This window comes from Erythrobacter sp. NFXS35 (genome assembly GCF_040148725.1).
In the GTDB taxonomy this organism is placed as follows: Bacteria; Pseudomonadota; Alphaproteobacteria; order Sphingomonadales; family Sphingomonadaceae; genus Erythrobacter.
In genome coordinates this window covers 535,597-549,205 of record NZ_JAGDEB010000002.1, presented here as the reverse complement: position 1 = coordinate 549,205, position 13,609 = coordinate 535,597, and the positions used below count along the sequence as shown (strand labels likewise).

The 13,609-nt window shown below is 64.4% G+C and carries 13 protein-coding genes and 1 tRNA gene; 8 read left to right on the top strand and 6 right to left on the bottom strand.

Annotated features, from left to right (window positions below; genetic code table 11):
* Positions 1–188 precede the first annotated feature (188 nt).
* A complete protein-coding gene (locus J3454_RS10225) occupies positions 189–491 on the bottom strand; it encodes a J domain-containing protein (RefSeq protein ID WP_349513656.1) in 303 nt (100 codons plus the stop codon).
* A gap of 4 nt (positions 492–495) precedes the next feature.
* The gene (locus J3454_RS10220; RefSeq protein WP_349513655.1) at positions 496–1,332 is read right to left on the bottom strand and encodes a division plane positioning ATPase MipZ; all 837 of its coding nucleotides are present in this window, start codon (positions 1,330–1,332) and stop codon (positions 496–498) included.
* Between the two features lie 108 nt (positions 1,333–1,440).
* Here J3454_RS10220 and panC point away from each other — a divergent pair, with 108 nt between their 5' ends.
* Both panC and J3454_RS10210 read left to right on the top strand, forming a co-directional pair.
* The gene (gene panC / locus J3454_RS10215) at positions 1,441–2,310 is read left to right on the top strand and encodes a pantoate--beta-alanine ligase (protein WP_349513654.1); all 870 of its coding nucleotides are present in this window, start codon (positions 1,441–1,443) and stop codon (positions 2,308–2,310) included.
* A gap of 85 nt (positions 2,311–2,395) precedes the next feature.
* Positions 2,396–2,469: transfer RNA gene (locus J3454_RS10210), tRNA-Gly, on the top strand.
* A gap of 78 nt (positions 2,470–2,547) precedes the next feature.
* Here the strand turns inward: J3454_RS10210 and J3454_RS10205 are convergent.
* Together J3454_RS10205 and J3454_RS10200 are read right to left on the bottom strand one after the other, a co-directional pair.
* Entirely contained in the window at positions 2,548–3,693 is a 1,146-nt protein-coding gene (locus tag J3454_RS10205) for a S41 family peptidase (protein WP_349513653.1), read from the bottom strand.
* 118 nt (positions 3,694–3,811) lie between these two features.
* A complete protein-coding gene (locus J3454_RS10200) occupies positions 3,812–6,409 on the bottom strand; it encodes a chemotaxis protein CheB (RefSeq protein WP_349513652.1) in 2,598 nt (865 codons plus the stop codon).
* 155 nt (positions 6,410–6,564) lie between these two features.
* Between J3454_RS10200 and J3454_RS10195 the strand changes: the two genes are divergently transcribed.
* From J3454_RS10195 to J3454_RS10180, 4 genes are all read left to right on the top strand, one after another.
* On the top strand, positions 6,565–6,966 hold the full coding sequence (locus J3454_RS10195; RefSeq protein WP_349513651.1) for a DUF6894 family protein: 402 nt from the start codon (positions 6,565–6,567) through the stop codon (positions 6,964–6,966).
* Between the two features lie 143 nt (positions 6,967–7,109).
* The gene (locus J3454_RS10190) at positions 7,110–8,279 is read left to right on the top strand and encodes an acyl-CoA dehydrogenase family protein (protein WP_349513650.1); all 1,170 of its coding nucleotides are present in this window, start codon (positions 7,110–7,112) and stop codon (positions 8,277–8,279) included.
* A gap of 70 nt (positions 8,280–8,349) precedes the next feature.
* The gene (locus J3454_RS10185) at positions 8,350–8,868 is read left to right on the top strand and encodes a PH domain-containing protein (protein ID WP_349513649.1); all 519 of its coding nucleotides are present in this window, start codon (positions 8,350–8,352) and stop codon (positions 8,866–8,868) included.
* Between the two features lie 10 nt (positions 8,869–8,878).
* Positions 8,879–10,444: a PH domain-containing protein gene (locus tag J3454_RS10180; protein WP_349513648.1), complete on the top strand. Its 1,566-nt coding sequence runs from the start codon at positions 8,879–8,881 to the stop codon at positions 10,442–10,444.
* Here the strand turns inward: J3454_RS10180 and J3454_RS10175 are convergent.
* The gene (locus J3454_RS10175; RefSeq protein ID WP_349513647.1) at positions 10,390–10,707 is read right to left on the bottom strand and encodes a GNAT family N-acetyltransferase; all 318 of its coding nucleotides are present in this window, start codon (positions 10,705–10,707) and stop codon (positions 10,390–10,392) included. The two genes, J3454_RS10180 and J3454_RS10175, sit on opposite strands and share 55 nt — an antisense overlap.
* A gap of 79 nt (positions 10,708–10,786) precedes the next feature.
* Between J3454_RS10175 and J3454_RS10170 the strand changes: the two genes are divergently transcribed.
* Both J3454_RS10170 and J3454_RS10165 read left to right on the top strand, forming a co-directional pair.
* Positions 10,787–11,806, top strand: a complete 1,020-nt coding sequence (locus tag J3454_RS10170; protein WP_349513646.1) for a threonine aldolase family protein — start codon at positions 10,787–10,789, stop codon at positions 11,804–11,806.
* Positions 11,803–12,750, top strand: a complete 948-nt coding sequence (locus J3454_RS10165) for a DMT family transporter (protein ID WP_349513645.1) — start codon at positions 11,803–11,805, stop codon at positions 12,748–12,750. Before J3454_RS10170 ends, J3454_RS10165 begins: the two co-directional genes overlap by 4 nt.
* A 36-nt stretch (positions 12,751–12,786) precedes the next feature.
* Here the strand turns inward: J3454_RS10165 and J3454_RS10160 are convergent, their stop codons facing one another.
* Positions 12,787–13,581 (bottom strand): SDR family oxidoreductase, encoded by a 795-nt coding sequence (locus J3454_RS10160; protein WP_349513644.1) that lies wholly within the window; start codon positions 13,579–13,581, stop codon positions 12,787–12,789.
* Positions 13,582–13,609 lie beyond the last annotated feature (28 nt).

The following is a 13,609-nucleotide window of genomic DNA, read 5'->3' as shown; positions in this document are numbered from 1 at the left end:
ACTTTCTCCTTGCCGCTTCGGGGCAGGCCGATGGGGACCAATGCGCGATGCCGGATTGTTCGGGCATTGTCCGTATAACGGATTACAATGCGCTAACATTCCCGCCCATATTTCCACCGGGCCTGCAGTCTTCGGACAAACCCCTGCCGAGCGAATGTGTCAATCCCGCGATGACGTTGAGGGTCCTGTCAGCCGCCCGATCCGTCGCGCAGGCCGGGCAGCTCGCCGAGCAGCAGATCGCGCGCGGCATTGGCCTCCTGCATGGCCTGATGGGAGCCGCCGCGATCGGGATGAACCAGCGCGGTCAGCCGCCGATGTGCGGCAATCACCTGGTCGCGGCTGGCGCTGGCTTCTACCCCAAGCAGGCTCCGCGCCCGTTTCAGCGCCGCAGCACGCGGGGAGGGGCCGCGCAGATAGTCCCACGGCCACCGGCCCAGCGCCCAGCGGCACGCGATACACACCAGCGCGACAAGAAAGATAATCCGCAGCACTCGCTCAGGCCAGTTCGAGCTGGCTGTCGGCGCGCGCGAAATCCGGCAGATTCAGCGTCTTGACCAGTGCCCGCAGTTCCTGCCGTGCGACCAGATGGCTGGTGCCGAGTTCGCCCAGATGCCCCTTGTCGAGCAGGGTCAGGCCCGATGGGAACAGCTCACGATAGATCACGCGCTCGGAAAGCCCCTGCGTCACCCGGAAACCGACCCGCTTGGCCATTTCGGTGAGCGCCTTTTGCAGGCGCGCCATATTGCGCGCTTCGACATGGCCGGTGCGGTTTCTGACCACGATCCAGTCCATTTCCGGCCGCTGCTGCTCGATCGTCATACGGCTGCGCTTCAATCGCGCTTCCCAGATCAGTTCGGCGAAGAACGACAATTTCCGCACCTTGAACGTCTCGGCATCGACCTGACCGATTAGATCGAAATCGACGAAGCTGTCATTCATCGGCGTCACCAGCGTATCGGCATTCTCCACCGCGATGCGCGCGAACGGATCATCGCGACCGGGATTGTCGATGATCAGGAAATCGCAAGTCGCCTCGAGCCGCGAGATCGTGGCGAGCAGTTCTTCCGGCGTTTCGCCGCGAAACACCTCGCAGTCGGGGGTCGGCAGGGTCAGCTGCCGCTTTTCCAGCGTGGCGAGGCGGTTTTCGATATAGCGATGCATGGTGCGCTGGCGCGGATCGAGATCGAGCGATGCGACCCGCGCGCCGAGATAGGCCAGCGCCACCGCGACGTGCACCGCGGTGGTCGATTTGCCGGTGCCGCCCTTTTCGTTGGCGAAAACGATGCGATGGGCCTTGCCGGGGATCCGCCGTGAAGGCGCGATGGTGGCCATGATCTTTCAATACCTCTTGTTCTTGCACCGCCGCGCTCGCTGGCCCGCTTCAAAAAGCACGGGCGCGCGGCTAGGGCTGCGGATGGTTCTATCGGCAGGGGACAAGGCGTGCAAATTGCGACGACGCGCGATGTGTTGAGAAATGCGGTTGATGCGCTTCGATTACAGGGCGCGGGGCGGATTGCGCTGGTGCCGACCATGGGCGCGCTGCACGAAGGCCACCTGACACTGGTGCGCCGCGCGCAGGAGCTGGCCGATCACGTGGTCGCGTCGATCTTCGTCAACCCGAAGCAGTTCGGCGCGAACGAGGATCTGAGTGCCTATCCCCGGCAGTTGGCGGCGGACGCTGCGATGCTGGAGGCCGAAGGCTGCGCGCTGCTTTGGGCGCCGACAGTGGAGGAGATGTATCCGCAGGGCTTCGTTACCAATATCAGCGTGTCCGGCGTGAGCGAGGGGCTGTGCGGCGCAGCCCGGCCCGGCCATTTCGATGGTGTGGCAACGGTGGTGTGCAAGCTGTTCAACCAGGTGCAGCCCGATATCGCGCTGTTCGGCGAGAAGGATTTTCAGCAGCTCGCCGTAATCCGGGCAATGGCGCGCGATCTCGACCTCATTCGTCCGCATGTCGATGCGATCATCGGCGTTCCGACCGTGCGCGAAGCGGATGGCTTGGCTATGAGCAGCCGCAACCGCTACCTTTTGCCCGAACAACGCACGCAGGTAGCCGCCCTGCCCCGCGCCATGCGAGCGGCAGTTGTGGATCTGGAAAGCGGTGCGCCGGTTGCCGATAGGCTCGCCACGCTGGAAGCAGATCTGGTCGCGGCAGGTTTTGCCAGCGTCGATTACGCGGTGCTGGCGGATGCGGTGTCGCTCACCCCGTTGTCCGCACTGGTCGCTGGCCCCGCTCGCCTGCTGGTCGCTGCGCGGATCGGCGGGACGCGGCTGATCGACAATATGGCAGTGTATCCCGAACGCGAATAGCCAAGCGTCTTGGCGACAAGATTTCCCACGCAAGAATCGTTGACGCGCGCCCATCCGTAGTGGCATTGGCACTCCCGGAGCCCAAGCGGGTATAGCTTAGTGGTAAAGCTCCAGCCTTCCAAGCTGGCTATGCGGGTTCGATTCCCGCTACCCGCTCCACTCTCCCTCACCGAAAAGCCCATTAAATCCGCAGGAATTTGCGCAAGTGGTTTGGCGTGAAGCCCACTCTTGCTGCGCTCAACGGCTCGCGGGGTCGAATTCTTCTCTGGGTGTTCCTGCGGGGGAATACAGTCGTTCGGCCGGCAGTTTCACCACCAGTTGAGAATTGGGCAGGCGTTCATCGTAGATCGCGCCCAGCAAGCCGGCCATGCGGGTGCCTTCGATCGTCGCCCCGATCGCATCCAGACCGATCGCCAGGCCTTCACCCATGCTGCCCGTCCAGCGGCCCACACGGACGGTAATTGGCCCCGAGTGATATTTGCCCGCACGTGGTAGCACTTGCTCGATCCACTGACGGGCGATTCCGGTCCGGCGCATTTCTGCGGGAAGCTGATGGATCTGATAAGCCGTCGGCTGCTGGACGAACCAGCCCATGATCGCGCGGGCAACGACCGTGTTTCCTCCGCTGGCGGTGTCGGTCAGATCGATGATGACATGCTGCCCCTGTTCGGCCTCGGCCATGGCCGCGTCGAAGGCTGCAATTGCCGCAGTCTGACCCAGCGAATCATGGAATTTGATAATCAAGTCATCATTCTGTCTGCCTGCTGACAGCATCGGCTTTTCCGGTTCGTCGACCGAATAGAGGCTGGGCAACTGCAGCTTGCGCGGCTGATCCGATCCTCGCTGCAAGGTCAGGTTTCGCGGCCGATCGCGTTTGCCTGCGGCAAGGATACGGGCCGCGAACGCGCCGTCGCCGCTTGCGTCTGTCACCCCAAGATCGCGCCAGAAATTCTCGACCGCGTTCTTGGACTTCTCATCTCCAATACCGACAAGACGATCGCCCGCCAGGATGCCAGCGCGTGCCGCCGGGCTGTCTTCGCGGACCTGCTCCACGACATAATCATCACCGCGCCGCTCGATCCACAAGTCGCCAAAACTGGGGAACACGGCCCAGCTATCTGACAATGAAGCGCCGGTGATGGCATGATGATCTTCCAGAAGCAGCAGCGCCCGCTCTGCAAAGCGGATCAATTCGGCTCTGGTCCGGACTTGAGCTGCTTCTGACTTCAGCGTCTCGGTCAATGCGAAATCGCCGTCCGGCAATCTATCGAGATAGGCGTATTGGTAATCGACCAGCCGTTCCAGCAGCTCCGCATCTTCGCGAAAGCCGTCCGGCTCCGACGCGAACGAAACTGTGGCGGTGAGCGCAACGAGGCATGTCACAATCCATCTCATCCGGGATGCAATGGCATCAAGCCCGGTTGGTCGCAATTGTGCGGCTAGCCCAGCGGCAGCGACTGCGCGAGGCGCGGCCGGACAAGCGCGACAAGAGAGCAGGCGCTCAGGTGTTCTTGGAAGCCTCCGTCTCGGTTGTCGTTTCCTCGATGACCCGGCGGTACCGTTCCTCGCTCTGGCGCAGTTCCTCCTGTGCCATCAGACGCTGCGTGATGTCGATGAAGCTGACGACAATCCCGTCGATCCGGTCTTCCACCGTGCGATAGGGACGCAGCCGCATCAGCAGCCAGCGACCGGCCTTGGTCTTCACTTCCTTCTCGAACGGGACGAGATCACGCAGCACCATGCCGGCATCGTCCTCGATCGAGGCGTAGTCGAGCTTGTTGCTGAAATCGGTGATTGGCCGCCCGATGTCGGCATCGGTGACGCTGAACAATTCCTCGACCGCCGGGGTCAGCATCTTGATCCTGAGGTCCGGGTCGAGAAACAAAGTGCCGATATCGGTGGTGTTGATCAGGTTCTGCAGATCGCTGTGGGCGCTCGCCAGCCCGGCCAGCTTGCTTTTCAGCTCGCTGTTGACGGTCCGTAGCTCCTCGTTGATCGACTGCATTTCCTCCTTGCTGGTTTCCAGCTCCTCGGCGGTGGAGCGATATTCCTCGTTGACCGATTGCAGTTCCTCGTTGGCGATCCGCAGTTCCTGAATCGCGCCTTCGTGCTCGCGCCGGCTGGAACTCAGCCGCTCCTGCGCATGGCGCAACTCCTGACGCAGCCGCTGAACCTCGCTCGCTCCGAAGGTTTCGTCGCCCGTCAGTTCATCATCGGCGGGCATGATCGGCCCGCCATCCATGAACACCACCAGCATCAGCGGCGCGGAATGCGCCTCGACCGGGGTGCGCCCGACATATAGGGCCACCCGGTGGCGCGCACCGTCGAAAGCGACGCTGATCGGCAAGGTGATGCACGGCTCGCCGGTCGCAGCGACGCTGTGCAGGACGTTGCGCAATTCGGCGCGCAGTTCGGCGCGCACGATATCGGGCAATTCGGCGCTCAGCGGCCCCTCGGGCGGGGCGATGTAGCGGCCGGCATTGGCGGAAAGGTGAACCACCCGCATGTCTTCATCGACCAGCGCGCTGGGCGGCCCGGCATGTTCCAGCGCCGCCAGATGCAGCGCCCCGAGAACAGGTTCGCTGCGGACGCGGCTTTCGCGCGCCTGCGGCAGATGGGGGCGGTGTTCTGCGGGAAGATCGTCCAGCAACTCCACCTTGCGCCCGGTGCGCGGCTTGGCGGAGTAGATCCGCGCCTCGCGATCGATCGGCGCAAACAGCTCCGTCCGACTGTCGGCGGTTTCGGCCGATCCCAGATACAGATAGCGGCCGGGCCGCAGGGCATAGTGGAACAGCGCCAGCAGTTGCGCCTGCAATTCGCGTTCGAGATAGATCAGCAGGTTGCGGCAGGTGATCAGATCCAGCCGCATGAAAGGCGGATCCTTCATCGCGCTGTGATTGGCAAACAGCACCATGTCGCGCACGTCCTTGCGGATGCGGTAATGTGCCACTTCCTCGACGAAGAACCGGCGCAGGCGTTCTTCGCTGACGTCCCCTTCGATCGCGCGCGGATAACGCCCTTCGCGTGCGGTGGCGAGCGCCCCGTCATCGAGATCGCTGGCGAAAATCTGCACATTGGGCGCCACCTGCCGCCGTTCGGCTTCTTCCAGCAGCAGCATCGCCAGGCTGTAGGCTTCCTCGCCCGTCGCACAGCCGACCACCCAGATGCGGATCGGCTCGCCCGCCTCCTGCGCCTCGAACAGTGCGGGGATCACATCCTTGGCCAGCGCGTCGAATGCGGCCGTGTCGCGGAAGAACGAGGTTACGGAGATCAGCAGGTCGCCGAACAACTCCTTGGCTTCTTCCGGATTGGCGACCAGATAATCGGCATAGCCGGCAAGGCTCGGCTGCTGCGTCACCTGCATCCGCCGCCCGATTCTGCGCCGCACGGTGGCGGTCTTGTAGCTGGCGAAATCGTGCCCGGTTCGCGAGCGCAGGAACGACAGGATCTGCGTGACCGATCGTTCCGCTTCGGCGTTGGTGGTGTGGGCCAGCGCCGCCTTGGCCTTCAGCGTTTGCGCGATCCGCGCCGGAATGTCGGCGAGCGGCTCGACGAAATCCGCGACCCCGGTGGCGATCGCGCTGCGCGGCATCATCGCGAATTCCGCCTCGCGCGGGTCCTGCACCAGCACCAGTCCGCCCGCCTCGGCCACCTTGCGCACTCCGACCGCACCGTCTGCCCCCGCGCCGGTCAGCACCACCGCAAAGCCGTCATTGCGGGCGTGGGCAACCGAGCGGAAGAGCCGGTCGATCGGCGCCCGCAATCCGCGCGGTTCGGTGAATTTGCGCGACATGATGCGGTTGCCTTCGATCACCAGCTCGCGATCGGGCGGGATGACATAGACGTGATCGGGCTTGAGCGTAGGCGAATCGTTGACCTGCAGAATCGGCATGGAGGTGCAGTGCTGGAGGATCTCGGCCAGATGGCTCGGATGATCGGGGGCGAGATGGACGATCACCACATAGGCGAGGCCCAGATCGGTCTCGATCGCGCCGAACAGCGTCTGCAGCGCCTTGATCCCGCCGGCGGAGGCACCGATCGCACAGACCGGAGTGAGCCCCTGTTCGGACCCTGCTGCCTGCTCTCCTGTCTCGCTCATGCGGCCTTCATCCTGTATCAAAAAGCAATATCGTCATTGGTTGGTCGACCGTAGGCCACGGTCTGGCGCAGATCCCGCTCCCACATATCATGTAGGGTTGGCATCAACCCCTGATCGGCTGACCTTGCAACATATGCAATCGGGAGGAAACCATTGTGGCACTCTTCTTTTTCCACTTTTACGACGGTGCGGGCCTGAGCCCGGACGAAACAGGAACCGAGCTCGCCAACGTAGAAATGGCGTGTCTCGAAGCGAGCCGGACCGCGTTGGCGATGTGGCCGGAATTGCTAGCGGATCGGATCAACCCGCTCGGCTGCTCGTTCGAAGTCGCCAATGCGACCGGCACGATCCTGCTGAGGCTCGACTTTTCGGAATTGCTCGACACGAAGGGCGCGGGTGCGCCGCAGCCGTCGCAACCGCTTGAAACGATGTGTTCTTCGATCGCCAATACGCATCGCCGCGCAATGCGCGCCAAGGCGGAACTTGACGAGGCGATCACAGGCGCAAGGCAATCGCTGGAGGAAGTGAGAACCTTGCTGGCGCAGATGGCCGCCTGACGCGGTGCACCTGCACGGCGCGGAAGCAGCGTACCAATCCCGCCCCCGCAAAGCAGCGGGGCCTTTGTCACACAAAGGCTTGCGCCCCCGCCCCTCCCATGCGCTAGGAGCGTCCGGAACACGCGACAGGGGATGATGCATCCATGAACTTCCAGCTGACCGACGAGCAGCGCGCGCTGCAGGACACCGCACGCAAGTTCGCGCGCGCCGAATTGCCCGCTTTGGCGCGCGACATGGAGGAAAAGGACTACCCCGTCCCGCACGATATGCTGCGCACCTATGGCGAAATGGGTTTTCTGGGGGTCAACCTGCCGACCGAATATGGCGGGCTCGGGCTCGGTCATGTCGAGGCGCTGCTGGTGCTGGAGGAATTCGCCAAGATTTCCAACGCGGTCGCTTTCCCCGTGTTCGAGGCGCTGGTCGGCCCGGTGCGCACCATCGAACGTTTCGGCTCGGCTGAAATGAAAGCGCGCATCCTGCCCGAGGTAATCCGGGGCGAGAAGGTGGTGGCGGTGTCGATGTCCGAACCCGACGCCGGAACCGCGCTGACCGATCTGAAAACCCGCGCGGTGATCGACGGCAATCATTACCGCGTCAACGGCTACAAGCGCTGGACATCCGGCGGCGGGCATTCGGATTACTACGTCACCTATTGCCGGTTTTCAGATGAACCGGGCGCCAAGGGGATCGGCGCGATCCTGCTTGAAAAAGACCTGCCGGGAATGCAGTTCGGCAAGCGCGAGGAGCTGATGGGCTTTCGCGGCATCGCCACTGCCGATTACGCGATCGAGGATGTGCGGGTGCCTGCAGGCAATGTCATCATCGGCGCGGGCGGGTTCGGCAAGCTGATGAGCGCGTTCGGGCTGGAACGCTGCGGCAATGCCACCCAGAGCCTCGGCGTCGCCGCAGCCGCGCTGGAAGCCGCGACCCAATATGTTCAGGAACGCGAGGCGTTCGGCAAGCCGATCATCGAGTTTCAGGCGGTGCAGTTGAAACTCGCCGAGATGGCAATGAAGGTCGAGGCCAGCCGCCTGCTGATCCACCGCGCCGCCGCCAACGCTGCGCATCAGCCCGATGGTCTGCCGACCGTCTACGAAAGCAGCGTGGCGAAATGTTATGCCAATGAAATCGTGCGCGACGTGACCGCGATGGGGATGCAGGTGATGGGCGGTTACGGCTATCACAAGGATTACGGGATGGAGCAGCGGCTGCGTGACGGGTTTGCGTGGGGCATCGCGGGCGGATCGATCGACGTGCAAAAGACCAACATCGCCGCCGCGCTGGTGGGCCGCCGGTTCGATCAGCGGCGGTAGCTTGGCGAAAATCCTTGCGCGGGCCCGAATCCCCTTGCGCGAAGATAGTGTATTGCGCCAGTAATTCACCATGGATCACTCTCCCGCAATCGCTCCCGCCGGCCTGTCGCTCGATGATGATGCCGAGCTGACACGGTTGCATCCGAACTACACCCATTCGCTGCGGGTGCAGGCCGCGTTGATGGCGATCCCTTTCCTGATTGCCGCGCTGGTGCTGGAGGCGGTCAGCCGGGATGCGGGCTTTCTTCCGCCGGGCGTGATCGCAGGGCCGGTGCTGCTGATTGCGCTGGCGCTGGTGATCCGCGTGCCGACCCGCCGCTATAACGCGCGCGGATACCAGATCAGCCCCGACCGGCTGCGGGTGGTGCGCGGCCTCCTGTGGCGGTCCGACACCGTGGTGCCGTTCGGTCGGGTGCAGCATATCGATGTCGATCAAGGCCCGCTCGAACGTTTCTTCGGCATCGCTACCCTCACGCTGCACACTGCGGGCAATCACAATGCCAGCGTCTCGCTGCCGGGGCTTGGCGAGGAGCTGGCGCGCGAGATGCGCGAGGACATCCGCGCTCATATCCGCCGGGAAAGTCTGTGAGCACGTCGCGATGAACGAGCCACGCCATACCGCGCCGCTCAGCGTCGCCATCGGCGCGTTGGGGGCGATCCGCAGCGCGATCATTCCCGCAATCGCCATCGCCTTTTCGGGGATCGGTGGATCGGGGCGCTATCTGATCGCGATCGGCGTTGCAGCGGCCTCGATCGTGATCGGCACGATCTTCAGCTATATCGGCTGGCGCCGGTTGACCTATACCATCGGCGCGCAGGATATCCGCGTCGAAAGCGGCGTGTTGAGCCGTGCGGCACGATCGGTGCCGTATGAGCGCATTCAGGATGTCAGTCTCGAAGCCAAGCTTCTGCCGCGTGTGTTCGGGCTGGTCGCAGTCAAGTTCGAAACAGGCGCGGGCGGGGGCGAGGACCTGGCGTTGCAATATCTCTCGCAACCCGAAGGCGAACGCCTGCGGCAATTGGTGCGCGAACGGCGGGACGAGGAACGGGTCGCAGAACCCGGTACAAACCCGGAGGCGGTCTTGCCCGCCGGCGCGGACGACGGTGACGTGCTGTTCGCCATGGGGCCGCGCCGCCTGCTGCGCTTCGGCCTGTTCGAGTTCTCGCTTGCAGTTTTCGCGCTGCTCGGCGGCGCTTTGCAATATGTCGACACCGTCACCAATGTCGACGTCTGGAACGTCGACCTGTGGCGCGGCTGGCTGGACGAGCAGGGCAGCACCGTCGCCCGGCTCGGCCCCTATGCGCAGGCGGCTGGCGCGCTTGCCGGCCTGATCGGGCTGGTCTTCATCGGCATGGCGACCGGCATCGCCCGCACTTTCGCGCGCGAATGGGGCTTTGTTCTCTCGCGCTCACCGCGCGGCTTCCGGCGGCAACGTGGGCTGTTCACCCGCACCGACGTGGTGATGCCCCCGCACCGGGTGCAGGCGTTGGTGATCGGCACCGGGCTGCTGCGTTACCGCTTCGGCTGGCACGGATTGAGCTTCGTCAGCCTCGCGCAGGATGCGGGAAGCGCCAGCCATGTGGTCGCGCCGTTCGCAAAAATGGAGGAAATCGCCCCGATCATCCGATCCGCCGGGTTTCACCTGCCCGACGCAGAAACCAGCTGGCACCGCGCGAGCAGGCGGCACCTGACGGACAGGATCGTGTTCGATTCGGCGGTGCTTGGCATGGCCGCGATTCTGGCGGCGATCTTTGCACCGTTCGGCGTTGCCTTACTGCCGATCGGACTAGCAGTGCTGGCGGCCGGGGCGAATATGTATGCGTGGGAGTTTCGGCGCCACGCGCTCGATGATCTGCAGGTGTTTGCGAGCCACGGGCTGCTATCGCCCACCAGCCAGATCGCCACCCGGCTCAAACTCCATTCGGTCGAGATCGCGCAGGGGCCGATTGCCCGGTGGCGCGGCTATGCGACGGTGCATCTGGGGCTGGCAGGGGGCGAGTTCGCCATCCGCGGCGTCCCGATCGAAGAGGCACGCAGCTTGCGTGCCAGCGTGCTCGAAACCATCGCCGCGACCGATTATTCACGGCTCGATGCGGCTCCGGCCCGCGATCAGGCCTTGAGCGCGGCCCAGTCCGGATTTTCTTCGAATTTGGCTGCGACATAGGAACAGTCGGGGCGAATCAGGAAGCCGAGCCGCTCTGCATCCGCCACCAGACGCCCGACCAGCTGCGCCGCGACGCCGCGACCGCTGATCGCTTGCGGCACCACCGTGTGAGCGGCGATGCGCACCTCCTTGCCATTCTTGATGCCGCCCGGCTCCCACTTGAGATAGGCCTCCTGCGTGGAGTCCTCGACCACGGCGACGTAAGAGCCGCCTTGCCCCTGCACGTGATGGGTGATGGTGACTTCGGCGCGCTGTTCGCCCATGTTTGCTGCTCCCGCTTGTGTTGGCGACCGATGCTGGCCGCTTGCCTTGGCCGCGTGGCGCTCTAGAGGCGTTTCCATCATGACACTCGCAAAACCGTTCCTGTCCGACAATGCCGCCGCCGTCCACCCCAAGGTCTGGGAAGCGATGCGCAGTGCCGACCAACCGGACAATCCCTACGACGGGGATGCTCTGTCGAAAGAACTCGATGCGCGCTTCACCGCGCTGTTCGGGCGCGAATGCGCTGCGCTGTGGGTGGCGACGGGCACGGCGGCCAATTGCCTCGCGCTCGCCACCATGTGTCAGCCGCACGGCGGAGTGGTGTGTCACAGCGAGGCGCATATCGAGGTGGACGAAGGCGGCGCGCCGGGGTTCTACCTCCATGGTGCCAAGCTGATGCTGGCGGACGGCGAAGGCGCGAAACTGACGCCCGCCAATCTTGCTGCGCTGATCGACCCGATCCGTGACGATGTGCATCAGGTGCAACCGCATGCCATCGCCATAACGCAGGCATCGGAATACGGGCGGAGCTATCGTCCCGACGAACTCGCGGCGCTCGGCGATTTCGCCAAGCAGCGCAAGCTCGGCCTGCACATGGACGGCGCGCGGTTCGCCAATGCGGCGGCGTTTCTGGGCGGCAGCGCCGAGCAGGCGGCCCGGGCGGCCAGCGGACCAGTCGACAGCCTTGCCTTCGGGTTCATCAAGAACGGCGGCATGGGGGCGGAAGCCGTTGTGCTGTTCAATCCCGAAGCTGCGATGCAGGTGCGTTATCGTCGCAAGCGTGCAGGCCACCTGCAATGCAAGGGGCGCTATCTGGCCGCGCAGATCCTCGCGATGCTCGATGACGACCTGTGGCTCGCCAATGCCGCCCATGCCAATGCGGCGGCGCAGGAAGTTGCAGCAGGCTGCGGTGATCGCCTGCTGCACCCGGTCGAGGCAAACGAGCTGTTCGTGCGCCTGAGCGAGCCCGAACGTGCGGCGCTGCGCACGCAGGATTTCGCTTTCTACGACTGGGGCGCCGAGGCCGCCCGTTTCGTCACCGCGTGGAACACCAAGGCAGATGACGCACAGGCACTCGGCAAGGCTATCGCCGCCCTATGACAACGCTGGCCGCGCCGTCGATGCTCAGCCCCCGCGTGCTGATCCCCTTCATGCTGACCGGCACGATCTGGGGGTCGACCTGGTTCGTCATCACCGGGCAGATCGACGTGGTGCCGGCGGCGTGGAGCGTGTTCTACCGTTTCGCGCTCGCCACCCCGGCGCTGTTTCTGGTGGCGTTGCTGATGGGCCGGAGGCTGCGGCTGACGCGGCCCGAGCAAATGCTCGCCATCGGTGTCGGCATCGCGCAGTTCAGCGGCAATTTCCTGTTCGTCTATCATGCCGAACTGCACATCACCTCGGGCATTGTCGCGGTGATGTTCGCGCTGCTGATGGTGCCCAATGCGCTGTTTGCACGGGCGTTCATCGGCGAGCGGGTGCAGGGCGGCTTCATTGGTGGCAGCATGGTGGCGATTGCCGGTGTGGCACTGCTGCTGGTGCACGAATGGCGCGCCGCGCCGCTGGACGGCAATGTGGGATTAGGCATCGTGCTGGCAATCGGCGGGATGCTGGCCGCCTCGATCGCCAATGTGGTGCAAGCCAACCCGACCGGACGCGGCGTGCCGATGGTGAGCCTGCTGGCTTGGGCGATGCTGTACGGCACGATCTTCGATCTCGGTTTTGCGGCTGTCACCGCAGGCCCGCCGCCAATCCCCGATAAATGGCAGTTCTGGGCCGGGACGGCCTATCTGGCGCTGATCGGATCGGTGGTGACCTTCCCGCTGCACTACAATCTGGTGCGCGAGATCGGCGCGGGGCGCACCGCCTATAACGGGATCGTCACGGTGTGCGTGGCGATGCTGCTGTCGACCGCGTTCGAAGGCTATCGCTGGACGCCGCTCACCGCGAGCGGGGCGGCGCTGGCGCTGCTCGGCATGGCGCTGGCGCTGAGGGCGCGGCGGGTGAAGGCGGTGCAGGTGCAGCAGGGCGGCGCGCTCAGGCGTTAGTTTTGCCTCGCGGCCCTTCGGCCCGTTCCCCGCGGGTTACAGGAGCGCCGCCAGCCCCTCGACATAGGTGGGGAAGCGCGGCTGCCACCCGAGCATCTGCTCGGCCTTGCCGTTGGCGACGCGGCGGTTCTCCATGTAGAACCCGCGCGCCATGTCGGAGAGGTTAGCCTCTTCCAGGGTCTCGAGCGGCGGCGGTTCTACACCCAGCAAGCGGCAAGCATGCTCTGTCACCGCGTTGCCGCTGGCGGGCAGATCATCGCCGATATTGTATGCCCCCGGCGGCGCGTCCTGCGTCAGAGCAGCCACGACCCCGCTCACGATATCGTCGACATGGACGCGGCTGAACACCTGATCCGGCAAGTCGATCCGCCGCGCCTTTCCTTCCCGCACCCGGTCCAATGCGCTGCGACCGGGGCCGTAAATACCTGGCAGGCGGAACACTCTTGCGCCCATGTTGAGCCACGCGAGGTCCGCCTCGGCACGGGCGTTCCTGCGCCCCTCTCCGCTTTGCGCGATGGTCGGGGTAGCCTCGTCCACCCATGCGCCTTGCCGATCGCCATAGACGCCGGTTGAGGAGAGATATCCGATCCGCTTTCCCGCAATGTCCTGCCCGTAGCGTTCCAGCACCGGGTCGGCACCCGATCCACGCTCCGGCGGGACGGACGAGAGAACATGGATGCAGCCATCGAGCGCCGCACGCACGGCATCGGGGTTGTCAAAATCGATATTGCCCGCGCTTCCGGTAGCGTCGATCTGCCAACCGTCAGCGCGCAACGCATCGGCAATCCGGCTTGCGGTGTATCCAAGGCCAAAGATGAACAATCGCGCCATGTGGGCAACCTAACCATTGGACCCGCGC

Excerpts from the sequence above, each read along its gene's own strand:
- J3454_RS10220 (WP_349513655.1), bottom strand. The coding sequence starts at position 1,332 with ATGGCCACCATCGCGCCTTCACGGCGGATCCCCGGCAAGGCCCATCGC.
- J3454_RS10200 (WP_349513652.1), bottom strand. The coding sequence starts at position 6,409 with ATGAGCGAGACAGGAGAGCAGGCAGCAGGGTCCGAACAGGGGCTCACT.
- J3454_RS10190 (WP_349513650.1), top strand. The coding sequence starts at position 7,110 with ATGAACTTCCAGCTGACCGACGAGCAGCGCGCGCTGCAGGACACCGCA.
- J3454_RS10185 (WP_349513649.1), top strand. The coding sequence starts at position 8,350 with ATGGATCACTCTCCCGCAATCGCTCCCGCCGGCCTGTCGCTCGATGAT.
- J3454_RS10180 (WP_349513648.1), top strand. The coding sequence starts at position 8,879 with ATGAACGAGCCACGCCATACCGCGCCGCTCAGCGTCGCCATCGGCGCG.
- J3454_RS10175 (WP_349513647.1), bottom strand. The coding sequence starts at position 10,707 with ATGGGCGAACAGCGCGCCGAAGTCACCATCACCCATCACGTGCAGGGG.
- J3454_RS10170 (WP_349513646.1), top strand. The coding sequence starts at position 10,787 with ATGACACTCGCAAAACCGTTCCTGTCCGACAATGCCGCCGCCGTCCAC.
- J3454_RS10165 (WP_349513645.1), top strand. The coding sequence starts at position 11,803 with ATGACAACGCTGGCCGCGCCGTCGATGCTCAGCCCCCGCGTGCTGATC.
- J3454_RS10160 (WP_349513644.1), bottom strand. The coding sequence starts at position 13,581 with ATGGCGCGATTGTTCATCTTTGGCCTTGGATACACCGCAAGCCGGATT.